The following is a 23,343-nucleotide window of genomic DNA, read 5'->3' on the forward strand; positions in this document are numbered from 1 at the left end:
CGTGGAACCGGTAAAAGTCGATCCGTGCAAACCGGATGGGGCGCCTCCTGGCGCCCTTTTCCTTTTGGGCGCGTTGTTCCTGCGACCCCGCCCGATCCCACAGGTTCCATGATGAGCAAAGCCTTCACCCGCGAGAACGACTCGCCCGACGACGACGAACTCGACGATCCCGAGCCCTTGCCGAGAGGGCTGAAGAACTACATGACCCCGCCGGGCTTCCAGAAGATGCAGGAGGAGCTGCGCCACCTCCTGCGCGTCGAGCGCCCGAAGGTGGTCGAGGTGGTGTCCTGGGCCGCCGGCAACGGCGACCGCTCGGAGAACGGCGATTACCTCTACGGCAAGAAACGCCTGCGCGAGATCGACCGCCGCATCCGCTTCCTGAACAAGCGGCTGGAATCGGCGACGGTGGTCAACCCGCAGGACCAGAAGAACCGCGAGCAGGTCTTCTTCGGCGCGACCGTCACCTACGAACGCGGCGACGGCACCGAGAACACCATCACCATCGTCGGCGTCGACGAGGTCGATTCGGACCGCGGGCATGTCAGCTGGATTTCACCCATCGCCCGCGCCCTGCTGAAGGCGCGCGAGGGCGATCTGGTGGAGGTGCGCACCCCCGCCGGGCTGGAGCGCATCGAGGTGGTGGAGATCCGCTACGCCGGCTGACGGCGCTGGCCGTCCCGACAGCCGTCCCGCCGGCGGGCTGCGGTCACTCGGCCGCCCGCTGGAGGGGGCCGAGACCGGCGTGGAGGGCGGCGTGCCCGGCGATGCGGCGGACCAGTTCGCCGATCTCGCCCTTCAGACGGTCGAAGCCCTCGTGACGCTCCAGCGTCTCCTCGTTCATGTAGAGGCGCCGGTTGATCTCGAGCTGGACCGAATGGCGCCCGCGCGCCGGATCGCCGTAGCGGCCGATCAGCTCGACTCCCTTGTAGGGATCGTTGATCGCCACCCGGTGGCCGAAGCCGCGCAGGCTCTCGGCCAGCATCCGCACGAACCCCGGCTCGCTGGTGGTGCCGTCGCGGTCGCCGATGACGAAATCCGCCGCCAGCGGATCACTCGCGTTCGGCCCCAGGGTCGAGGGCATGGAATGGCAGTTGACGTGCCAGACCGCCCCGAACCGTTCGGCCAACCCGTCCAGCACGCTGCGCATCTGGTGATGGTAGGGGCGGTAGTAGCGGTCGATCCGCTCCGCCACCACGGACGCCGGCAGCTTGCCGTCGTAGAGCGGCTGGCCGGGCCGCAGCATGCTGCGGATCAGCCCCATGCCCATGGCGCTGCGGCCGGTCGGGCGCAGCGGCGTCGGCCAGACGCCGTCGATCTGGCCCGGGTCGATGTCGTCCGCCGCCCGGTTCACGTCGATGCAGGTGCGCGGGAACAGCGCGCAGAGCAGCGTCGCCCCATGCTCGGGAGCGGCGGCGAACAGCTCCTCGACATGGGTGTCCTCGGCCTGGCGCAGGACCGGCAGCGGGCAGACGAAGCGGAAATCCCGTGGGTAGACGCTGCCGCTGTGCGGCGAATCGAACAGGACCGGCAAGCGCGGCCCGACCGGATCGTTGCGGACGAGCACGTCCTCGATCACGAAACTCATCGGCGGCTCCCGTCCGGCCTGTGGCATCGTGCCGCAACGCGGCCCGCCGATCCTATAACCGATGCGTCAAGCGGCCGTCGACCGGAAAAGCGTCACGGGACCGCAACGCAACCTCCACATCCCGGCTCCGCAAAGGGGTTTTGGAAAGGGGCTCCGCAAGGGCGCCCCCGAAGGACGGGCTTCGACACTGGCGCGGCGGCGATTGGTTCGCCATACTGACGGGGAACGGCCCACCGCTGTTGAGCCCGCCGCTTGACCGACCCCCTCTTCGCCCCCGTCGAACTCACCCCGCCGGACATCGCGCCCTACCGGCGCGGCAACACCGGCATCGACCACGTCACCAGCCTGACGGCGGACGAGCCGGGGCCGCACGTCGTGCTGAACGCGCTGGTCCACGGCAACGAGATCTCCGGAGCCATCGCGCTCGACGCGCTGTTCCGCATGGGGGTGCGGCCGCGCCGGGGGCGGCTCAGCCTGGTCTTCGCCAACACCGCCGCCTACCGGCTGTTCGACCGGCAGAATCCCTACGCCTCGCGCTTCATCGACGAGGATTTCAACCGCATCTGGTCGCCGGAGCTCCTCGACGGCCGGCGCGACAGCGTCGAGCTGCGCCGCGCCCGGCAGTTGCGGCCGGTCTACGAATCGGCCGACCTGCTGCTCGACCTGCATTCGATGACCGCCGACACCGCGCCGCTGACCCTGTGCGGGCAGACCGGCCGGGGCCGCGATCTGGCGCTCGGCCTGCGCTACCCGGCCTGGATCGTCGCCGACGGCGGCCATGCCGGGGGGCGCCGGCTGATCGATTACGGCGCCTTCGCCGAGATGGAGGGCTGCCGCACCGCCATCCTGGTCGAATGCGGCCAGCATTGGCGGACGGAGACGGCGGTGGTGGCGCTGGAAAGCTGCCTGCGCCTGCTGCTCGGGCTGGAGATGCTGGATCCGGACCTCGCCGGGCCGCGTCTGAAGACACGCGCCGATCCCCAGCGCATCGTCGCCGTGACCGACGCGGTCACCGCCGACAGCGAGCATTTCCGCTTCACCGCCCCCTTCGTCGGCATGGAGGTGATCGGGCGCGCCGGCACCACCATCGGCTGGGACGGCGACCGTTCGATCCGCACCCCCTACGACGACTGCGTGCTGATCATGCCGGCCCGCCGGGTGAAGGCCGGCCAGACCGCCGTCCGGCTCGGCCGCATCGTCGGCTGAGTCCGGAACGGCCCGGGGAACGGCCCGGTCCGGCGGCTATTTCGCCGCCGGCTTGCCCTTGGCCCACTGGGCGTTGGCGCTGAACAGCGGCACGGTCGAGATCGACATCTTGGCCGAGGCGTCCTTCACCTGACGGCTGTACACGATGTAGACCAGCGTGTCGTTCAAACGGTCGTAGATGCGCCGGATGGCGATCGACTTGAAGATCAGGCTCTTCCGTTCGGAGAAGACCTCCTCCCCCTTCGCCGACAGCTCGATGTCGCCGACGGAGACCGGCCCGGTCTGGCGGCAGGCGATCGAGGCGTTCGACGGGTCCTCGAACCAGTTTCCCTTGGTCAGACGGTCGATCATGCTGCGGTCGAAATCGACCAGATGGCAGGTCACGCCCTTGACCTTCGGATCCTCGACGGCCTGGACCTCCAGCCCGTTGCCGGTCCAGTCGTTGGAAAAGCGGCCGACCACGGCGTCGGCGGCGGCCGGGCGGGCGGCGACCAGCGCCGGCATCAGCGCAAGGGCGAGAACCAAAAGGCCGCGACGAACGTTCATCGGGGGAAACGGGCTGCGCATCGCGACGGGGTCTCCGGCAAGGACGGGCCGGGACCGCAGGGCGCCGTCCCGGAAAGCACTCCCCTAGATCGGAGGACCGCGCCCCGCCGTCAAGCGCCGTCCCCCGGAGTCCCGGCCCCGCGATGAACGACCGCCCCCCCGCCACCCCCCGCCTGTCCACCATCCCCGGCGGCGCACCCGCAGGCTCCCCCGGCGCGTCCGACAACCTGCCCCCGGCACCCGGCACGCCGGAGCCGGCGGCCGATCCGGTGCCGCCGCCGAGGACCCCGCGCGACCCGGCCACCATCGCGCTGGTCGGGCTGTTCGTGATCGCCCTGCTCTTCACGCTGTATTTCGGGCGCGACGTGCTGCTGCCGATCATGCTGGCGCTGATCCTCAGCTTCCTGCTGCGACCGCTGGTCCGCGCGCTCTACCGCATCGGCATCCCCGAGGGGCTGGGGGCGGCGGTGATGGTGCTGCTGGTCTTCGGCGGCGGGGCGCTGGCGGTCTACACCCTGTCGGGCCCGGCGGCGGACTGGATCAACCGCATGCCGCGCGTCCTGCACGAGCTGGAGTTCAAGCTGGGCGACGTCCGCGCCGGCATCGAGCGCGCCCGCGAGGCCTCCCGCCAGATCGAGCAGATCACCAGCAGCTCCGCCGATCCCAACGGCCCCGTCCGCGAGGTGGTGGTGCGCGGCCCGACCCTGATGGAACAGGCGGCCAACCAGGTGGAGGGCTTCATCGCCAACGTCGTCATCCTGCTGGTGCTGCTGTATTTCTTCCTGGCGCGCGGACGCAACAGCCTGGAGGCGCTGATCGGGACCATGCGCAGCGTCGACGACCGCGTCCATTACGCGATGGTGGCGGCGACGCTGCAACAGAACATCGCCGTCTATCTGCTGACCATCACCGTCATCAACACCATGCTGGGGGTGGCGACCGGCGTCGTGATGTGGATGTGGGGCCTGCCCAACCCGGCCTTGTGGGGGGTCATGGTGGCGGTGGCAAACTACATCCCCTTCATCGGGCCGGCGGTGATGACCGGGGTGCTGTTCCTGGTGTCGGTGCTGACCTTCGACGGGCTCGGCACCATCATCCTGCCGCCGCTGTCCTTCGTGGCGATCACGACGATCGAGGGGAATTTCCTGACGCCGATGATCGTCGGCCGCCGGCTGTCGCTGAACCCCATCGCGGTGTTCGTGTCGATCCTGTTCTGGGGCTGGCTGTGGGGGATCCCCGGCGCGCTGCTGGCGGTGCCGATCCTCGCCATCCTGAAGATCCTGTTCGACGCGCACGAGCCGATGAAGCCCATCGGCGCCCTGCTGGGGGACTGAGCCCGGAGCGCCGCGCAAGCGCCGCCCCCCGCCGGCCACCTATCCGGCGACGGGGGCGGCTTCCTTCGCAAGAACCCTGTCGAGGAAGCCGTCGATGTCCGCCCACACCCGGTCGCGGATGGCGTCGCGTTCCATCAGCAGCTCGTGCCGGGCCTCCGGATGCTCGACCAGCGTCGCGTTGCCGAGGCGGTTCGCCACCTCCCGCTGGGCGTCGGCACGGACGATGCGGTCGCCGGGCGCGCAGAGCAGCAGCACCGGCGTGCGCACGCGCTCCAGCGGCAGCGTCCGTCGCACCGCCGCCGACGCGCGCAGCGCCGCCGCCACCCAGCCGAAACTGACGCCGCCGACCCGCAGTTCCGGCCGCGCCGCGTAGGGGCCGTGGAAGGCCGCGTAGCGCGCCGGATCGGAGGTGATGGGGTTGTCCGGCCGGAACACCCCTTCGGCCGGGTCGTAGTCGTGCTGCCCGAAGGCGTAGCGCTCCCCCCAGCCCAGCGCGAGGCCGAGCGCCGCCAGCCCGGCGACCAGCGGGCGCGGCAGCCATCCGGTGTTGATGGCGTGCATCGGCGCCGACAGGATGGCGGCGGCGTAGCGTTGCGGATCGCCTTCCCTTTCCCCGCCTTCCATCCCCCCGGCCGCGTGCCGGGCCAGCGCCAGCGTCGCCACCAGCCCGCCCATCGAATGGGCCATCAGCAGCACCGGACCGCTGCCGGCCAGCGGCCGCACCACCGCCTCGTGCACGGCGTCGAGGTCGTCGGCCAGCGTGGCGAAATCGTGAAGATGGTGGATTTGCCGGTTGGCGAGCGGCCGGTCCGACAGTCCCTGGTTGCGCCAGTCGAAGGTCACGACCTGGAAGCCCCGCGCCACCAGCGCCTCGGCGGTTTCCGTGTATTTCTCAATGAATTCCGCGCGCCCGGAAAGCAAAAGCACGGTTCCCCGCAAGGTCCCAAACGAAGACCAGCGCGCGATCCGCAAACGTACCCCGTCCCGCAAATTCAACCATTCATAAGTCGGGTCAGACACTGCACGCTCCACCCTCGATTCCCTGCCAGGGGATTGAAACAGGCGGTTTCCGTTTCGTCCACCACGAAGATTTTCGGGAACTCTTTTCCCGTTTCCTCGTTGGGAGCGACCGTTGGAGGTGAAAGAATGATCGCATCACGCACAGCCGCCCTGGCTCTCGGAACCGCCCTGCTCCTGGGAACCGGCCTGTCCGCGCCCGCGCTGGCCAAGGACAAGGTCCCGCCGGTCAGCGTCGAACGCACCGACGAGGGGGAACCCGTCCTGGTCCATGAGGGGGAGGCGTCCTTCTACGGCGGCAAGTTCCATGGCCGCAAGACCGCCAGCGGCGAGACCATGAACCAGAACAAGCCGACCGCCGCCTCGCGCGCCCTGCCGCTCGGCACCAAGGCGACGGTGACCAACCAGGACAACGGCAAGAGCGTCGACGTCATCGTCAACGACCGTGGTCCCTACATCGACGGCCGCGTCATCGACCTGTCGAAGAGCGCCGCCCGCAAGCTCGACATGATCGAGGACGGCACCGCCCCCGTCCGGGTCGAGGTCAAGCCGTCCGAACAGCCGACCGACACCGCCAAGGAGAAGGTCGAGGCGCGGGCCGAGCAGGCCGAGAAGGCGGAGGCCGGAACGTCGGGCAAGGACGCCGCCAAGCCGACGCAGGCGGGCGGAAGCGGCAGCGACACGCTGTCGCAATCCGGCTCCGGCAAGTAATCGCCGGCTTGTCCGAAAGTTATCACCCGAGTCGCGGGAAATCGCGGCGGCGCAGCGACGATTATGATGCGCCGCCGAACAAACGGTCACAACGCCGACCATTTGTTGCAAGAAACCGTTCATTGGCGACCCCGACACCATGGAAAACGGATTGTCGGCGCCCACCACGGCGCCTCCGCCGCCGCCCGCCGCAGATTCCACGCTAAGCCACTGGACAATATGATGTTCTTCGGACAACTCCGGAATCCGAAGTAACGCGCCCGGCCCGACTGCCCCTCCATTGCGCCCGCGCCTTCCGCGCGCTTTTGCCGCAGGCTGAAGACCCCCCTCGATTCTCCGACGACGGCGTTAGAGTTTTTTTTGCTTTTTGGGGGGACTCATGGTGGCATTTCCCGCGTTGCGACGCACATGATGCGTTGCACCATGGCTGTTCCACGCCGCTTGCCGGCGCCGAGAGAAAAAAGGAAGTGCGTGATGGACGATGTGCGTCAGGTCCAGAAGGACACCGAGGGTTACTGCATCGAGGACCTTGCCGTCGGCATGACGGCGTCGTTCGCCAAGACCGTGACGGAAGCGGACATCGTCCTGTTCGCCGGCATTTCGGGCGACACCAACCCGGTCCACCTCAACCAGGAATACGCCGCCGGCACCATGTTCCAGGGCCGCATCGCCCACGGCATGCTGACGGTCGGCTTCATCTCCGCCGTGCTCGGCACCAAGCTGCCGGGGCCGGGGGCGATCTACATGTCGCAGAACCTGAAGTTCAAGGCGCCGGTGCGCGCCGGCGACACGGTGACCGCCCGCGCCACCATCACCGAGCTGATCCCGGAAAAGCGCCGCGTCGCCATGCGCACCGTCTGCACCGTCGGCGAGACGGTGGTGGTCGAGGGCGAGGCGCTGCTGATGGTCCCGTCGCGCGGCTGACCGCCGACCGCCGACGGCCCGCCGTTGGCCTGCCGCTGACGGAGCCTTGCGGTTCCGATCCGACGCCGGCGCGTTTACCCCGCGCCGGCGTCGTTCTATATAGACGCCCTAGGCGGCGGGACCGGTTCCCGGTTCCCACCCACAGCCATCGGGGCGCGCATGCGACTGTACAGACACACCACCGACCTGCCCGCCGGGGAGCGCGGCGCCGTCGTGGCGCTCGGCAACTTCGACGGCGTGCACCGGGGGCATCAGACGGTCATCGGCACCGCCCAGCGGCTGGCCGCCGAACTGGGCGCGCCGTCCGCCGTGCTGACCTTCGAACCGCACCCGCGCTCGGTCTTCCGCCCCGACGACCCGCCCTTCCGCCTGACCCCCTTCCGCGTCAAGGCCCGCCACATCGAGGCGCTGGGAGTCGACCAGCTCATCGTCTGCCATTTCGACGACGGGCTGCTGCACAAGACCGCCGAGGCCTTCGTCGAGGAGGTGCTGGTGGCCGGGCTCGGCGTGCGGCACGTCGTCTGCGGCTACGACTTCCTGTTCGGGCACAGGCGCGGCGGCACCCCCGCCTTCCTGCTGGAAGCCGGACGCGCCCGCGGCTTCGGCACGACGGAGGTCGGGCCGGTGTCCGATCCGGAGGGCGGCGTCTACTCCTCGACCCGCGTGCGCGACGCGCTGGTCGCCGGCCGCGTGGCCGAGGCGACCCATGTGCTGGGCAGCCCGTGGGAGATCGAGGGCCGCGTCGCCCATGGCGACAAGCGCGGCCGCACCATCGGCTTCCCCACCGCTAACATCGAGCTGGACGAGTATCTGCGCCCGGCCTTCGGCGTCTACGCCGTGCGGGCCGGGATCGACCAGGGTCCCGCCACCGTCTGGCACCAGGGGGTCGCCAACCTCGGCGCCCGCCCGACCGTCGGCGGCACGGTGGAACGGCTGGAAGCCCATCTGTTCGACATGGACGCGGATCTCTACGGCCAGCATCTGCGCGTGCAGCTGATCGATTTCCTGCGTCCGGAACGGAAATTCGCCAGCTTCGACGCGCTGAAGGAGCAGATCCGATGCGACGCCGCCGCCGCGCGCGCGCTGCTGGCGGAGGGGTGAGGCGGCTTGCCCGGGCGTTGATTCACGCCCCTCTCCCCGAAGGAGAAGGGGCAAAGCAACCCGGCCGCCCTCAGGCCGGGGCCTTGCCGCCGGCCGCCGGGACGCCCTCCCCGGCCAGCCAGCGCTCGAAGGCGTCGGGCGCCATCGGCCGGCCGAAGCGGTAGCCCTGGCCGATGCCGCAGCCCTCCGCCTCCAGCATGCGGTGCTGGGCCTCGCGCTCCACCCCCTCGGCGACGACGGCCAGCCCCAGCGCCTCGCCGATCTGGATCATCGCCCGCACCAGCGGCCGGTTGGCGGCGTCGATGTCCAGTTCCTTGACGAAGCTGCGGTCGATCTTCAGCTCCCGCACCGGGAAACGCTTCAGGTAGCTGAGGCTGGAATAGCCGGTGCCGAAATCGTCGATCGACAGCGTCACGCCGAGCGCATGCAGCGCGTCGAGCGCGTCGTGAACGGCGGTTTCCTCGCTCATCACCAGCCGCTCGGTGATCTCCAGCGTCAGCTGGTCGGGCGGCACGGCGTGGGCCGCCAGCACGGCGCGCACATGGTCCGGCAACCCGGTATCGGCGAAACGGACGGAGGACATGTTGACCGCCATGCCCGGCACCTCCAGCCCGGCCGCCCGCCAGCGCGCCAGCTGGGCCACGGCGCTGTCCAGCACCCAGGTGTCGATGGCGTGGATCAGCCCGCACTCTTCGGCCAGCGGGATGAACTCCATCGGCGAGACGACGCCCCAGCGCGGGTGGGTCCAGCGGATCAGCGCCTCCACCCGGTGGAGCTGGCTCTGCCCCGGCGCGCGGCCCAGCCGCATCTGCGGCTGGTAATGCAGCGTGAACTCGCCCCCCGCCAGAGCCTCGCGCAGGGACGCTTCCATCTCCAGCCGGCGGACGGCCTGGTCGTTCATGTCGCGACGGTAGAAGTGGCAGCGGTTGCGCCCGGCCTCCTTGGCCCGGTACATCGCCGAATCGGCCTGCCGCAGCAACGTGTCGAAATCGGTCCCGTCGTCGGGATGGATGGCGATGCCGAGGCTGGCCGTCGGTGTCAGGGTCAGGTCGGCGACGCTCATCGGGACCGACAGGGCGGCCAGCACCCGCTCGGCGGTCAGCGCAGCGCGCGCCGCGTCGCAGCCGGGCAGCAGCGCCACGAACTCGTCGCCGCCCAGCCGGGCCAGCGTGTCGCCGTCGGGAAACAGGCGCTTCAGCCGGTCCGCCACCTCGACCAGCAGCCGGTCGCCGACCGCGTGGCCGAGCGAGTCGTTGACGGTCTTGAAGCGGTCGACGTCGAGGAACATCAGCGTCACCGGCTGCCGCGTGCGCGCCGCCAGGGTCAGCGCCGCGGTGGCGCGGTCCTTCAGGAGCTGGCGGTTCGGCAGACCGGTCAGCGTGTCGTGGAAGACCAGCCGGTTGACCTCCGCCCGCACCCGGTCATGCTCGATGGCGAAGGCGCAGAGATGGACGCAGGCCGCCACCAGCCGCCGATGGAAGGGCGCCGCCTCGCGCCGCTCCCGGTAATAGAGCGCGAAGGTGCCGAGCACGCGGGCGTCGCGCCCCTTGATCGGACTCGACCAGCAGGCGGCCAACCCGTGCGGCAGGGCGGCGTCGCGGTAGCCGGCCCACAGCGGATCGCCGGCGATGTCGGTGACCTCGACCGTCTCGCCGCACCAGGCCGACGTCCCGCAGGAGCCGGCGGCCGGGCCGATCTCCTTCCCGTCGATGGCGGCGATGTAGGCGGCGGGCAGCGACGGGCCGGCGACGAAGCGCAGGAACCGTTCCCCCTCCAGCAGCAGGACCGAACAGAGGAGTTCCGGCGCGCAGGTCTCGACCTGCCGGCACAGGAAGTCGAGCACGAGCTTCAGCGACCGCCCGGCGGCGACCAGCTCCAGCACATCCTGCTGGAGCCGGGCGACGGCGTCGGCGCGCTCGCGCTCGTCGAAGGTCTGCGCCTGGCAGAGCACCAGCGGCCCGGCCGGCCCGGCCAGGCTCTGCCAGCGCAGATCGACCGCGACCGGCTCGGCACGCGGCGGCGCGATGGAACCGGAGCCGGGCGGCGTGCCGGAGGCGAGTCCGTCCCGCACCGCCGACCAGTCGCGCCCGCCGAGGTCGAGCAGGGACAGCAGCGGGCGCCCGACCAGGGTGTCGGCCCAGCGGCCGGCCCAGCGGACGAAGCTGGGGTTGGCGCCGACGATCATGCCGCCCGCGTCGGTCCAGCACAACCCCAGGTCCCATTGGTCGACGGTCGCCCGCAACAGGCCATCGGAGGGGGCGGGGGCGTCCGCCGCCAGAGCATCCGTCGCCAGACCCGCAGAATCCATGCCCCACGTCTCCCAGGGTGCCGGTTCGGCCCCATCCCCTGCGTCCTGCGGCCCCACAGGCGGATCGCGCCCGTCACCACGTCACGCTTGGGGAAAGGCTATCACGGATACAGCCTTGCCGGTCAAGCTTCGGCACAACGTGTACAAAACGTTCACGAGGCCATAAGAAAGGGGAGGGAGCGGCATGCCGCTCCCTCCCCTTTTTCAGTCATAGTCCGATACGCAGAGGCTCAGCTGCAACCCGTCGTGGAACCGCAGCTGTCGCACTTCAGGCAGGTGCCGTTGCGGACCAGGGTCATGTTGCCGCACTCGCCGCAGGGGTCGCCCTCGTAGCCGCGGGCGCGGGCCTCGCGGATGCGGTCGAAGCGCTGGTCGCTGGTGCTGCCGCCATAGGCCGTGCCGGTCGCCGCCGAGGCCGCGACATGGCCATGGGCGGTGGCCGCCGCGACCGCCGGGCTGGCGGCCATGGCCGTCTGCGCGGCCGTCTGGGTGGCCTGCGCGGTGGCCTGGACCGTGGCGGTGGCAGTGGCGGCGCGCCCGCCGTCGGTGCCGGTCGCCGCCAGGGCCGCCGCGGCGCTGGCCCGCTGGTTCTGCCCGCCATGCAGGACGCGCAGGTTGTTGCGGACATAGCCGGTCGAGGCGACGCGGCGGACGAAGTCCGACGGCTGCGGGTTGCTCTCCGGCAGGTCGCCCTGCTTGTCGCCGCTGCCCACCGTGAAGGGCACCAGATCCTCCGGCGTGGCGTGGGCCAGGTCGGTGCGGCCCAGATAGGAGATCGCCACCTCGCGGAAGATGTAGTCGATGACCGAGGTCGCCATCTTGATGGTGTCGTTGCCGGTCACCATGCCCGACGGCTCGAAGCGGGTGAAGGTGAAGGCCTCGACGAACTCCTCGAGCGGCACGCCGTATTGCAGGCCGATCGACACCGCGATGGCGAAGTTGTTCATCAGCGACCGGAAGGCGGCGCCTTCCTTGTGCATGTCGATGAAGATCTCGCCGATGCGGCCGTCCTCATACTCGCCGGTGCGCAGGTAGATCTTGTGGCCGCCGACGTTGGCCTTCTGGGTGTAGCCCTTGCGGCGGTGCGGCAGGCGCTCGCGGGCGGAGATCTTCCGCTCGACGATCTTCTCGACCACCTTCTCGACGATGCGCTCGGTGACCATCTGGGTGCGGGCGGCGTTGGGGGCGTCGATGATCGCCTCGACCGCCTCGCCGTCCTCCTCGTCCTCCAGCACGGCCGCCTGGAGCGGCTGGCTCAGCTTCGAGCCGTCGCGGTACAGCGCGTTGGCCTTCAGCCCCAGGCGCCAGGACAGCAGGTAGGCGTCCTTGCACTCCTCAACCGTCGCCGTGTTCGGCATGTTGATGGTCTTGGAGATGGCGCCGGAGATGAAGGGCTGCGAGGCCGCCATCATGGTGATGTGGGCGTCCCAGCCGAGGAAGCGCTTGCCGATGCGACCGCAGGGGTTGGCGCAGTCGAAGACCGGCAGATGCTCGTCCTTCAGGAAGGGCGCGCCCTCCAGCGTCATGGCGCCGCAGCAGTAGGTGTTCGCCGCCTCGATGTCGGCCTTGCTGAAGCCCAGATGGGTCAGCAGGTCGAAGCCCTGGGCGTCGAGCACCTCGAAGGGCACGCCGAGAGTCTCGACGCAGAACTCGGCGCCGACGGTCCAGCGGTTGAAGACGAACTTGATGTCGAAGGCGGTGGCGAGGTTGCCCTCCAGCTTCTCCAGCAGCGCGTCGGTGAAGCCCTTGGCCTTCAGCGACTCGTGGTTCACGCCCGGCGCCGTCTTCAGCGTGCCGTGGCCGACCGCGTAGCGCTCCATCTCGGCGATCTGGTCGGGGCTGTAGCCGAGCGTCCTCAGCGCCTCCGGCACCAGCCGGTTGACGATCTTGAAGTAGCCGCCGCCGGCCAGCTTCTTGAACTTCACCAGGGCGAAGTCAGGCTCGATGCCGGTGGTGTCGCAATCCATCACCAGGCCGATGGTGCCGGTCGGGGCGACCACCGTGGCCTGGGCGTTGCGGAAGCCGTGGAGCTCGCCCAGCTCCAGCGCCTCGTCCCACACCCGCACGGCGGCCAGCGCCAGTTCCTGGTCGGGGCAGAGGTCGGCGACGAAGGGAACCGGCGTGACCGCCAGCCCCTCATAGCCGTCCATCGCGCCGTTGGCGGCGCGGCGGTGGTTGCGGATGACCCGCAGCATGTGGTCGCGGTTGGCATCGAAGCCGGGGAAGGCGCCCAATTCCTGCGCCATCTCGGCCGAGGTGGCGTAGGCGACGCCGGTCATCACGGCGGAGATGCCGGCGCAATAGGCGCGGCCCTCGTCCGAGTCGTAGGACAGGCCCGACGCCATCAGCAGGCCGCCGAGGTTGGCGAAGCCGAGGCCGAGCGTGCGGAACTCGTAGGAGAGCTGGGCGATCTCCTTGGAGGGGAACTGCGCCATCAGCACCGAGATTTCCAGCACGATGGTCCACAGGCGGCAGGCGTGCTCGAAGGCGTCGGTGTCGAAGCTGCCGTCCTTCAGGCGGAAGGACATCAGGTTCAGCGACGCCAGGTTGCAGGCCGTGTCGTCGAGGAACATGTACTCCGAGCACGGGTTGGACGCGTTGATGCGCCCCGACGCCGGGCAGGTGTGCCACTCGTTGATGGTGCTGTCGAACTGCACGCCGGGGTCGGCGCAGGCCCAGGCGGCGTAGCCGACCTTGTCCCACAGGTCGCGGGCGCGCAGCGTCTTGACGATTTTGCCGTTGGTGCGGCCGATCAGGTTCCAGTCGCTGTCGTCCAGCACCGCCTGGACGAACTCGTTGGAGATGCGCACCGAGTTGTTGGAGTTCTGGCCGGCCACCGTCAGGTAGGCTTCCGAATCCCAGTCGGTGTTGTAGGTCTTGAACTCGATCGTCGTGAAGCCCTGGCCGGCGAACTGGATCACGCGCTGGATGTAGTTCTCCGAGACCTGATCCTTGCGGGCGGCGAGGATGGCCTTCTTGAGATCCTTGTTCTCCTTGGGATCCAGGCCGGTCTGCGCGGCGGCCATGACGGCGGTCAGGTGCTTCTGGCAGATCTTGGAGCCGGTGACCAGCGCGGCGACCTTCTGCTCCTCGTTGACCTTCCAGTCGATGTAGCCCTCGATGTCCGGGTGGTCCATGTCCACCGTGACCATCTTGGCCGCGCGGCGCGTCGTGCCGCCCGACTTGATGGCGCCCGCCGCGCGGTCGCCGATCTTCAGGAAGCTCATCAGGCCCGACGACTTGCCGCCGCCGGCCAGACGCTCGCCCTCGCCGCGCAGCTTGGAGAAGTTGGAGCCGGTGCCCGAGCCGTACTTGAACAGGCGCGCCTCGCGCACCCACAGATCCATGATGCCGCCCTCGTTGACGAGGTCGTCGGCGACCGACTGGATGAAGCAGGCGTGCGGCTGCGGGTGCTCATAGGCCGAGGCGGACGAGGTCAGCAGGCCGGTCTTGAAATCGACGTAGAAATGGCCCTGGCTCGGGCCGTCGATGCCGTAGGCCCAGTGCAGGCCGGTGTTGAACCATTGCGGGCTGTTGGGCGCCGCCATCTGGGCGGCCAGCATGAAGCGCATCTCGTCGAAGAAGGCGCGCGCGTCGGCCTCCTGGTCGAAATAGCCGCCCTTCCAGCCCCAATAGGTCCAGGTGCCGGCCAGACGGTCGAAGACCTGGCGGGCCGAGGTCTCGCCGACGAAGCGCTTCTCCTTGGGAAGCGACGCCAGCTTCTCGGTGTCGGCCTCCTTGCGCCACAGCCAGGAGGGAACGGTGTTCTCCTCGACGGGGCGGAGCGCGGCGGGGACGCCGGCCTTGCGGAAATACTTCTGGGCCAGGATGTCGCTGGCGACCTGGGAGAAATTCTCCGGCACCTCGATGCCGGACTGCGAGAAGACGACCGAGCCGTCGGGGTTGCGGATCTCGCTGGTGGCCTGGCGGAAGCCGAGGCTGGCGTAGGCGTCCAGACCTTCGCTGGTGAAACGACGCTCGATCCGCATGATGACACAGTCCCCCTTGATCTCGAAAAGCCGACACCCGCCGATCCCGTCCGCGCTTACGCGCGCCGCGGATCACCGGTCCCGGAAAGTTGGGCGCATCCTAGCCAGCACCGGCGGGACCGGCAAGGGAAGGAAAGTTCTAATCCACCAGATATAGTGTTTGACACCGGAAGAGCCTCGCATATCTAGCGTTTCGCCCTGTCAACAATGCCGATGCCGCGATGTTCCGGGCTCTCCGGGGAATTTTTGCGGCCCATCCCGGAGGGGACGGCATTAAAGCGCAGGACGGGGCCGGCCGCCAAGCCTTTCCAGCCGGCGCAAATCAAGATTTTGTGGTGCGCGACTCGGAGCACCCACCACCGATTCTCTTGACGCCGGATTCCCGCCACCCCGAGTCCCGCGCCCCCGAGTCGCGGCGGGCGACTCGGGACAGCACCCGCAACCTTTTGCCCTGATGGCGGTTGGAGGGATCCACGGTGGTGTAAGGAGCCTCAGCCATGCACAAGATGTTGATCGTCTCGCTGTCGGCGCTCGCGCTGATGGGCGGTGCCGCGACCACCCAGGCCGTTGCCCAGGCCTTTGCCCAGGCCGTTGCCCAGACCGGCATGCCCACCAGCGACGCCGCCTCCCCCGACCGCACCGGGGCCCATGGGGCCAGCCGCGCGCCGGGCATGGCCGCGCCCAGCGTCGACAGTCTGATGAACCGCCCGGTCATCGGTTCCGACGGCGAAAGGATCGGCAAGGTGACCGACGTGATCCTCGGCCCGGACGGTCAGGCCCAGTTGATCGTGATCCGCAGCGGCGGCTTCCTGGGCATCGGCGGCAAGGACATCGCCGCCGACCTGAAGCTGGCCGAGTTCGAGCCCGGCGCCAACGCGATCAGACTGCGCGAGGTGACCACCGCCAGCGTCCGCGACATGCCGGAATTCCGGTACGACGACAGCATGACCTCGCTGAACCGCAGCCCGCAGGGGGGGCGCTGAATCCGGCCAGCCGGCCGGTCTCCCCGGCGGACCGGCCGGCGCGGCTCAATGCGAACGCGGCCGGTCCACCGGGGAGACCGGCGGGCTCTCGCGGCCGATGTCGTCCAGGATGGCGCCGGCGCATTCGTCGAGTCGCTGCGCCAGCCGGTCGAGGTCGCCATTGCCGGTGGCGCGGGCGTGACGCGCCGCCGCGGCGCTGAGGCTGGCGAACTGCCGGGCGATGGCCCGGTAGTCCGGGGTCGGGGTGCCCACGACGCCGTAGGGCTCGGCCGCGGGGCGATCGGGCCGGCGTGCCCGATCCCGCGGCGCCCAATCCTGTAATGCGGAGCATCGTGGCGCGGAGCCCCGCTGCGTCCGATCGTCATGCGAATCCAAAGGCGAGCCCCCGCCGCTGTTGGCATCGGATGCCCGTGATCCTGACACAGCGGGGGAGCCACCTGAAGCAGGCTTAGGGCGGAAGCGCCGCTACCTTTGGACGCAATCCCCCAGGCTGACCCTCAACGAAACGTCTAGGCCGAACGGCCTTTCCACCCTGTCATTCGATCAGCAGGTCGAGGGTCGAACGGACGACCTGGACGATCTCCCCGCCATGTCGGGACAACGGCATGTCGCGGGCGCCGACGATGATGCCCAGCTCGTGCTCGGTGGTCGGGGCGAAGCGGGCGATCTCCTGCACCAGCTCGTCGGCCAGGACCGCGTCGCGCGTCAGCCCCGCCTGGGCGGCGGCCTTGTCGCGCCAGCTGTTCAGCGCGGCGGCGATGGCGGCTTCGATCTGCTGCGACTCCTCCTTGCGCTTGAGGTCGGTGAACAGCACCAGGATGCGCCAGCCGTCGCCGGCGTAGGCGGTGTCGATGCGCTGGACCTCGACCGTCCGCAGGAAGGCGGACAGATGCGCCTGCGCCTCCTCGGCGGCGGCGTCGGGAATCGTGAAGGTGCGGATTTCGGTGCTCATCGCCCGTCCTTGCTGGGTTCCTCCCCGGAGTGTGGAAGCCTACACGACAAGCGGGGCGGTCGGCAAATCGGGAGGATCACGGAAGCCGGCACGCCGGCGGGACCGGCGCTCCGCGCAGGCGCCTTGGGGATACTCCCGATTCCCGCATGGCGGAACGCCGCCGTCCGGCGTTGTCGGAGAAACCGGATTCCCACCGCCCGATCCGAGAGCGCCGCCATGCCCGATCACGCCCAGGACTCCCCCGCCGCCGCCCCCTCCGGCACCCTGGCGGACGGACGGAACGCGGGCCGGGCGTGGCGGCGCCGTCTCAAGCGCCGGATCTTCCCCGCCCTGCTGGCCGTCGGGGTCCTGACGCTGATGGGAACGGGGCTGTGGACCGCCCGCCAGTTCCACGAACAGCCCTTCGTCCGCTACAACCTGAACCGGCTCGACGCGGTGGCCGACCGGGCATCCCGCCAGCTCGCCCCGGTGACGGTGGTGGCGCTGGGCGGCACCGCCCTGCGCGACTCCACCCTCGACGAGAGCGGGATGGCGGCGCTGGCCGCCAAGCGCGGAATCGGCCAGCTGCATTTCCTGCGCATCGTCCACAACCGCGCGGAATTCGCCGATTTCGAACCGCTGCTCGACCGCATCCTGGCGATCCGCCCGACGCTGGTGCTGATCGACCGCGACCTGATGCTGGTGGAGCGCGGCGTGGGCGAGGATCTGGCCCGCACCCTGCGCGCGCTGGCCGGGCTGCCGGAGGGGCGCGCCTTCCTGCGCGACCAGACCGCCCTGCAATACCGCCGGACCTGCGGGGAGCCGGCCGAAGCGGAACCGCCGATGACCGCCTCGGCGGACGCGGCGGAGCGGGTGCGCGCCTTCATGTCCCGCGCCTGGGCCGCCGGCATCCAGGTCGCGCTGGTCCAGACGCACGGCCGGCCGGCTCCGGAGTCGGGACCGGCCGCCGGCCTGCCGTTGTGGCACAGCGCCGCGGCCGCCGCCGATCCGGCGCACTATTGCCCCGGCGGTCCGGTGGGACCGGACGGGCGGACCGCCTTCTCGGCCTGGCTGGCCGGCGGAGTCGCCAACCTCCTCGCCGCTCCGCCGCAGGCTGGCCGCCCCCGGACCGAGGAAGCCTCCTTGCCGTAAATGTCCGGCGAGTCGCGGCCGGCATCCGCAATATTTCCTAAAATCCAATATATATCAAGTTGCGACCAAGGATACTTGCCCATCGCCACAGCAGCGTGTGATAAGGCGGCAAATGTCAGCGCGTGCAAACGGGGCTGTCATCAAAGTGAAATCTCTTTCGTCGTAAGATGAGGCACCACGCCATGCCGATGAAATCAACGATCCGGTCACCGGGTGTTGCGCGCGGGACCAGGGAACAACCGCGGAGTGCCGCCATGGACTTCACCGTCCGCGATGCTGGGGACAGCACGGAAATCCGGTTGCACGGCCGGATGACCTTCTCCGACCACGACACGTTCCGCTCGGTGATCGCCGCGTTCGAGCGGCCGGCCGGCCACCGCATCGTCTTCGACCTGTCCGGCCTGGACTTCGTCGATTCCTCGGGGCTCGGCATGTTCATCATCGCCCGCGACACCGCGCAGAAGAAGAGCCTGGACTTCGCCATGCGCGGCGCCCGCGACGAGGTGCAGCGCCTGATCACGGTGGCCAAGCTGCACAAGATGTTCACCATCGACGCCTGACGGTCCGCCCACCAAGACCCGGCGGCGGCGCGAGGAACCAAGCGAGGCATGATGGAGTTTCAGCACGAAACGCCGGCCTCGCTCTATGGGCTCGACCTCGGCATCCCCTTGGGCGACCGCCGGGTGCTGATCGCCGACGACAGCCGCTTCAACCAGCGCACGCTGACCCGCTTCCTGCACTGGGCCGGCATCACCCAGGTCGCCTTCGCCGCCGACGGCACCGAGCTGCTGGAACGGATGGAGAGTGTCCGCCCCGACCTGCTGCTGATCGACGCCGACCTGCCGCCGATCGACGGGGTCGCGCTGTGCCGCGTCCTGCGCGCCGACCCGCGCTGGCGCGACCTGCCGATCCTGATGCAGAGCGCGCGCAACACCGACCAGCTCCGCACCCTCTGCTTCCAGGCCGGCGCCACCGACCTGCTGGCCAAGCCGGTCAATCCCGGCGAGTGCATCGCCCGCGTCCGCTACCATCTCGAACGCCGCTCCATGGTGCAGGAGTTGCGGGCCTTCCGCGAGCGGGTGGAGCGCGACCTGCGGCAGGCGCGCGGCATGCAGCTCGCCCTGGTGCCCGACGACGCCTCGCTGGCGGCGCTGGCGGCGCGCAACGGGCTGAGCATCGAGCCGGTGTTCCAGGCCTCCGACGAGATCGGCGGCGACTTCTGGACCAGCTTCGAGATCGATCCCGCCGAGGGAGACGGCGAGAGCCGGGTCGGCATCTTCGTCGCCGACCTGTCGGGCCACGGCATCGCCTCGGCGATCAACGCCTTCCGCCTGCACACGCTGCTGACCCGCACCCTGCCCGACGACCGGCGCGACCCCGCCCGGCTGCTCGGCCTGCTCAACCAGCGCCTGTCCGACATCCTGCCGGTCGGCCAGTTCGCCACCGCCTTCTACGGCGTGATCGACCGCGCCGCCGACACGCTGCTCTACGCCGCCGCCGGGGCGCCGAACCCGCTGCTGGGCAGCCAGGGCGGCTTCCGCGTGCTCGACGCCTCCGGCCTGCCGCTCGGCGCCTTCGGCGGCGCCCAGTACGAGAACCGCCGCACCCCCTTCCGGCCCGGCGACACGCTGTTCCTCTGCTCCGACGGGCTGACCGAGGCGCGCGACGGCAACGACGCCATGCTGGGGGAGGAGGGGCTGGCCGATCTGGTGGAGCAGGCCGCGACGGCGGCGCCCGACCGTCCCTTCCCCTGGCTGATGGCGCGCTTCGCCGAACGCTTCGGCACCAGCCTGCGCGACGACCTGACCGCCCTGTGGATCCGGCGCGACGCCGGACGCGGCGGCGGCGCCTGCGACAAGGGCGCGTTCATTCCGCCTTCCGATTAATCCACTTTTTGTTTATGGTTTTCCGGTCGGGCGCACACCAACTGGAGACGGATGCATGGCTTCCATCATGATCAAGAAGGCTGGCGAGGGGTTGATCTCGCAGGCCCACCGCAACGCCGACGTCGGCCCGACCAGCGGCAGCTCGGTCGTCTACGAGATTCTGAACGTGCCGGCCGGGGTCACCGCCGACGACGTCATCGCGGCGTTCAAGACCTACAAGCCGGCGGACAAGGTGTACGAGATCGAATGGTCGGCCCTGTCGGCCGCCTGAGGACCAGGAACCGGACCGGATCGGGGGCCCGTCCCCCCGATCCGGTGCGCCCGCTGCGGCGCCCCCTTCAGTCAGCCATCCCTCAAGCGGTCTGCGGGTAGCGCTTGGCCCAGACCTCGAGCTGGGCGACATGCTCGGCTTCCTCGGCGGCGAACTCCTCCGCCATCATGCGGACCTCCGAATCGGTGGTGGTGCGCGCCACCTCGGCGTAGAAGGCCTGCCCGCGCCGCTCGCTGTCGAGCGCAAGCTCCAGCGCGTATTCCACCGTCATCAGGTAATGCGACCCCTCCATCGAGGCGGCCTCCGGGCTTTCCCCGTCCGGCCACTGGAATTCCTCCGCCTTCAGGTCGGGCAGCTTGCGGAAACCCGACCGCTGGCGCGCCTCGGCCAGATGCATGCGCGAGAAGGTCGCCATCTGGCCGAAGAAGGCCGCAACCTCCTGGTTGCCATAGGTCTTCATCGCTTCCGACAGATCGGAAAAGCGGTTGGCGGCGTCCTCCTCCAGCACGCAGGCGTGGGCGAGGAACAGGTCGGCGTCGTGGATGCTGGTCATGGATTCCTGCGAGTGGCGAAGTGGCCCGACGACCCTAAAACCATAGCAATTTTATGGTGATGGATCCCGCGCCGCGGACGCGCCGCCCCAACGGTGCGACATTTTGTCCAGACCGCCGCCGGACCGGGCGATCATCGCGCCGGAAAGCATTTGCCTTTCCGCCGGTTTCCCGGCAGCAGAGTCGGCCCATGACGACCCGGCCTTCCCTCCCCTCCCTCCCCGCCCTTCCCATCGAGCCGGTTCTGCCCGCCCTGCTCGACGCGCTGCGCGGGCGCGGGGTCGCGGTGCTCCAGGCGCCGCCCGGCGCCGGCAAGACGACGCGCGTGCCGCTCGCCCTGCTGGAGCAGCCCTGGCTGTCCGGCCCACGGATCATCGTGGTGGAGCCCCGCCGGCTGGCCGCCCGCGCCGCCGCGCACCGGATGGCCGCCATGCTGGGCGAGGAGGTCGGCGGAACGGTCGGCTACCGCGTGCGCCAGGACACCCGCGTCGGCCCGCGGACGCGGATCGAGGTGGTGACCGACGGCCTGTTCCTGCGCCAGATCCAGGATTCGCCCGAGCTGGACGGCGTCGGCGCCGTGCTGTTCGACGAGTTCCACGAGCGCGGCATCGACAGCGACCTCGCCCTGGCCCTGGCGCGCGAGTCGCGCGAGGCGCTGCGTGGCGACCTGCGGCTGATGGCGATGTCGGCGACGCTGGACGGCGGCCCGGTCGCCGCCCTGCTCGGCGGCGCCGACGGTCCCGCCCCCATCGTCACCAGCGAGGGCCGCGCCTTCCCGGTGGAGACCCGCCATCTCGACGCCCCGCCCCCCGGCGGCCGGATCGAGGACGCGGTCGCCGCCACCGTGCGCCGCGCGCTCCGCGAGGAACCCGGCAACGCCCTGGTCTTCCTGCCCGGCACCGGCGAGATCCGCCGGGTGCAGGCGCTGCTGGAACAGGCCGATCTCGGCGCGAACGTGCTGTTGGCGCCGCTGTTCGGCGACATGAGCGCGGAGGCGCAGGACGCCGCCATCGCCCCCACCCCGCCCGGCACCCGCAAGGTGGTGCTGGCGACGGCCATCGCCGAGACCAGCCTGACCATCGAGGGCATCCGCATCGTCGTCGACAGCGGGCTGATGCGGGTGCCGCGCTTCGACCCGCGCGGCGGCATGACCCGGCTGACGACGGTGAAGGTCAGCCAGGCCTCGGCCGACCAGCGGCGCGGCCGCGCCGGCCGCCTGGAGCCGGGCGTCTGCTACCGCCTGTGGCCGGAGGCGGCGCACCGGGCGCTGGCCCCGCACACCACGCCGGAGATCCTCGACGCCGATCTGGCGCCGCTGGCGCTGGAGCTGGCCGCCTGGGGCGTGCGCGACCCGGCCGACATGCCCTGGCTCGACGCGCCCCCCGCCGCCGCGATGGCCCAGGCGAGGGAACTGCTGGAGGAGCTGGGGGCGCTCGACCCCACCGGCGCCATCACCGCGCGGGGCAGGCGGATGACCCGGCTCGGCGTGCATCCCCGGCTCGCCCGCATGATGCTGGCCGGGACGGAGATGCGGCTCGGGCCGCTGGCCTGCACGGTGGCGGCGCTGCTCGGCGAGCGCGACATCGTCCGGAGCCAGCCGGGCTTCCGCGACAGCGACCTGCGGCTGCGCGTCGACCTGGTGACCGGCGAGGAGCGCGGCGGCCAGGGCGCCGCGCGCGGCCTCGCCGTGGACCGCCACCGGGCACGGCAGGCGGTGCGGCAGGCGCAGACCTGGCGGCGGCAGCTCGGCCTTCCCGGCACTGGCGGCGGGGGCAAAGGCGCCGCCGTCGGCGACAGCGGCGCCACCGGGCGGCTGCTGGCGCTGGCCTACCCCGACCGCATCGGCCAGCGCCGTCCCGGCGGCAGCCCCGGCGGAGTCGCGGCCCAGTACCGGCTGTCCGGCGGGCGCGGCGCCTATTTCCAGGAGGCCGAGCCGCTGTCGGCCGAGGATTGGCTGGTCGTCGCCGACCTCGACGGGGCGGCGCGCGAGTCGCGGATCTTCCTGGCCGCCCCGGTGACGCTGGCCGAACTGGAGGAGATGTTCGCCGACCGCATCCGCAGCGAGGACATCGTCGTCTGGGACGGGCGCGAGCAGGCGGTGCTGGCCCGCCGCCGCCGCCGGCTGTTCGCCCTGGTCCTGAAGGACGAGCGGCTGCCCAAGCCGGCGCCCGACGCCATGACCGCCGCGATGGTCGAGGGCATCCGCGCCATGGGTCTGGCCTGCCTGCCCTGGTCCGACGAGCTGCGCAAATGGCGCACCCGCCTCGCCTTCCTGCGCAGGCGCGAGGGAGAGGAATGGCCGGACCTGTCCGACCAGGCGCTGCTCGACGGCTTGGAGGACTGGCTCGCCCCCTTCCTCGACGGGGTGTCGCGCCGCGCCCATCTCGACCGCGTCGACCTGTCGAGCGCGCTGCGCGCCCTGCTGCCCTGGGAGTTGAAGGCCCGGATGGACGCCGAGGCGCCGACCCATGTCGAGGTGCCGAGCGGCTCCCGCGTGCCGATCGACTATGACGGCGAGGAGCCGGTGCTGGCGGTCCGCCTCCAGGAGATGTTCGGGCTGGCCGAGACGCCGCGCATCGCCGGAGGCAAGGTGCCGCTGCTGCTGCACCTGCTGTCGCCGGCCCGCCGCCCGGTGCAGGTCACCCGCGACCTCGCCAGCTTCTGGGCCAACGCCTACAAGGCGGTGAAGGCCGACCTGAAGGGCCAGTACCCCAAGCATTACTGGCCCGACAACCCGCTGGAGGCCGAACCGACCGCCAGGGCCAAACCACGCGGAAAGTGAGGTGGGGCGACCAACTGTCGCTGTCCCGAAGGCCGGCGGCGGCCGTACACTGGAGGGTGTCAGACG

The 23,343-nt window shown here is 70.3% G+C and carries 20 protein-coding genes; 12 read left to right on the forward strand and 8 right to left on the reverse strand.

What is annotated here, in order from left to right; all coding sequences use genetic code 11:
- Positions 1-111 precede the first annotated feature (111 nt).
- Positions 112-663, forward strand: a complete 552-nt coding sequence (gene greB, locus J2847_RS06975) for a transcription elongation factor GreB (RefSeq protein ID WP_085557214.1) — start codon at positions 112-114, stop codon at positions 661-663.
- A 43-nt stretch (positions 664-706) separates the two neighbouring features.
- Here greB and J2847_RS06980 read toward each other — a convergent pair whose 3' ends face one another.
- Positions 707-1,585 (reverse strand): N-formylglutamate amidohydrolase, encoded by an 879-nt coding sequence (locus J2847_RS06980; protein WP_209778171.1) that lies wholly within the window; start codon positions 1,583-1,585, stop codon positions 707-709.
- 252 nt (positions 1,586-1,837) lie between these two features.
- On the opposite strand from J2847_RS06980, the gene J2847_RS06985 reads away from it, so the two are divergent.
- Positions 1,838-2,791, forward strand: a complete 954-nt coding sequence (locus J2847_RS06985) for a M14 family metallopeptidase (RefSeq protein WP_209778173.1) — start codon at positions 1,838-1,840, stop codon at positions 2,789-2,791.
- 36 nt (positions 2,792-2,827) lie between these two features.
- Here the strand turns inward: J2847_RS06985 and J2847_RS06990 are convergent, their stop codons facing one another.
- Positions 2,828-3,337, reverse strand: a complete 510-nt coding sequence (locus J2847_RS06990) for a CreA family protein (RefSeq protein ID WP_233474338.1) — start codon at positions 3,335-3,337, stop codon at positions 2,828-2,830.
- Between the two features lie 143 nt (positions 3,338-3,480).
- On the opposite strand from J2847_RS06990, the gene J2847_RS06995 reads away from it, so the two are divergent.
- Positions 3,481-4,671 carry an AI-2E family transporter gene (locus J2847_RS06995; RefSeq protein WP_209778176.1) on the forward strand — a complete coding sequence of 397 codons (1,191 nt, stop codon included), beginning with the start codon at positions 3,481-3,483 and terminating at the stop codon, positions 4,669-4,671.
- A 39-nt stretch (positions 4,672-4,710) separates the two neighbouring features.
- Here J2847_RS06995 and J2847_RS07000 read toward each other — a convergent pair whose 3' ends face one another.
- Positions 4,711-5,598: an alpha/beta hydrolase gene (locus J2847_RS07000; RefSeq protein ID WP_325169341.1), complete on the reverse strand. Its 888-nt coding sequence runs from the start codon at positions 5,596-5,598 to the stop codon at positions 4,711-4,713.
- A gap of 219 nt (positions 5,599-5,817) precedes the next feature.
- Here J2847_RS07000 and J2847_RS07005 point away from each other — a divergent pair, with 219 nt between their 5' ends.
- From J2847_RS07005 to J2847_RS07015, 3 genes are all read left to right on the forward strand, one after another.
- The gene (locus J2847_RS07005; protein WP_209778179.1) at positions 5,818-6,399 is read left to right on the forward strand and encodes a septal ring lytic transglycosylase RlpA family protein; all 582 of its coding nucleotides are present in this window, start codon (positions 5,818-5,820) and stop codon (positions 6,397-6,399) included.
- A gap of 474 nt (positions 6,400-6,873) precedes the next feature.
- Positions 6,874-7,323 carry a MaoC family dehydratase gene (locus J2847_RS07010; protein WP_209778181.1) on the forward strand — a complete coding sequence of 150 codons (450 nt, stop codon included), beginning with the start codon at positions 6,874-6,876 and terminating at the stop codon, positions 7,321-7,323.
- A gap of 159 nt (positions 7,324-7,482) precedes the next feature.
- Positions 7,483-8,424 (forward strand): bifunctional riboflavin kinase/FAD synthetase, encoded by a 942-nt coding sequence (locus J2847_RS07015; protein ID WP_209778182.1) that lies wholly within the window; start codon positions 7,483-7,485, stop codon positions 8,422-8,424.
- 70 nt (positions 8,425-8,494) lie between these two features.
- On the opposite strand, the gene J2847_RS07020 is transcribed toward J2847_RS07015, so the two are convergent.
- Both J2847_RS07020 and J2847_RS07025 read right to left on the reverse strand, forming a co-directional pair.
- Entirely contained in the window at positions 8,495-10,732 is a 2,238-nt protein-coding gene (locus J2847_RS07020; protein WP_209778184.1) for a putative bifunctional diguanylate cyclase/phosphodiesterase, read from the reverse strand.
- Between the two features lie 230 nt (positions 10,733-10,962).
- Positions 10,963-14,721 (reverse strand): vitamin B12-dependent ribonucleotide reductase, encoded by a 3,759-nt coding sequence (locus J2847_RS07025; protein ID WP_209778186.1) that lies wholly within the window; start codon positions 14,719-14,721, stop codon positions 10,963-10,965.
- Positions 14,722-15,218: 497 nt separating this feature from the next.
- On the opposite strand from J2847_RS07025, the gene J2847_RS07030 reads away from it, so the two are divergent.
- On the forward strand, positions 15,219-15,704 hold the full coding sequence (locus J2847_RS07030; RefSeq protein ID WP_209778188.1) for a PRC-barrel domain-containing protein: 486 nt from the start codon (positions 15,219-15,221) through the stop codon (positions 15,702-15,704).
- 45 nt (positions 15,705-15,749) lie between these two features.
- Here the strand turns inward: J2847_RS07030 and J2847_RS07035 are convergent, their stop codons facing one another.
- Positions 15,750-15,956: a hypothetical protein gene (locus J2847_RS07035; protein WP_209778189.1), complete on the reverse strand. Its 207-nt coding sequence runs from the start codon at positions 15,954-15,956 to the stop codon at positions 15,750-15,752.
- A gap of 283 nt (positions 15,957-16,239) precedes the next feature.
- A complete protein-coding gene (locus J2847_RS07040; RefSeq protein ID WP_085555189.1) occupies positions 16,240-16,656 on the reverse strand; it encodes an HRDC domain-containing protein in 417 nt (138 codons plus the stop codon).
- Positions 16,657-16,872: 216 nt separating this feature from the next.
- Here J2847_RS07040 and J2847_RS07045 point away from each other — a divergent pair, with 216 nt between their 5' ends.
- The 4 genes from J2847_RS07045 to J2847_RS07060 all read left to right on the forward strand — a co-directional run bounded on the left by J2847_RS07045 (position 16,873) and on the right by J2847_RS07060 (position 19,944).
- Entirely contained in the window at positions 16,873-17,787 is a 915-nt protein-coding gene (locus tag J2847_RS07045) for a hypothetical protein (RefSeq protein WP_209778191.1), read from the forward strand.
- 254 nt (positions 17,788-18,041) lie between these two features.
- A complete protein-coding gene (locus J2847_RS07050; RefSeq protein WP_085555191.1) occupies positions 18,042-18,347 on the forward strand; it encodes an STAS domain-containing protein in 306 nt (101 codons plus the stop codon).
- 48 nt (positions 18,348-18,395) lie between these two features.
- Positions 18,396-19,673 (forward strand): PP2C family protein-serine/threonine phosphatase, encoded by a 1,278-nt coding sequence (locus tag J2847_RS07055; RefSeq protein WP_209778193.1) that lies wholly within the window; start codon positions 18,396-18,398, stop codon positions 19,671-19,673.
- A 55-nt stretch (positions 19,674-19,728) separates the two neighbouring features.
- A complete protein-coding gene (locus tag J2847_RS07060; RefSeq protein ID WP_209778194.1) occupies positions 19,729-19,944 on the forward strand; it encodes a hypothetical protein in 216 nt (71 codons plus the stop codon).
- 82 nt (positions 19,945-20,026) lie between these two features.
- Here J2847_RS07060 and J2847_RS07065 read toward each other — a convergent pair whose 3' ends face one another.
- Positions 20,027-20,497, reverse strand: a complete 471-nt coding sequence (locus J2847_RS07065; protein ID WP_209778196.1) for a ferritin-like domain-containing protein — start codon at positions 20,495-20,497, stop codon at positions 20,027-20,029.
- 188 nt (positions 20,498-20,685) lie between these two features.
- Between J2847_RS07065 and hrpB the strand changes: the two genes are divergently transcribed.
- Positions 20,686-23,277: an ATP-dependent helicase HrpB gene (gene hrpB, locus J2847_RS07070; protein ID WP_209778198.1), complete on the forward strand. Its 2,592-nt coding sequence runs from the start codon at positions 20,686-20,688 to the stop codon at positions 23,275-23,277.
- The last annotated feature ends 66 nt before the right edge of the window (positions 23,278-23,343 follow it).

This window comes from Azospirillum agricola, assembly GCF_017876095.1.
GTDB lineage: Bacteria > Pseudomonadota > Alphaproteobacteria > Azospirillales > Azospirillaceae > Azospirillum > Azospirillum agricola.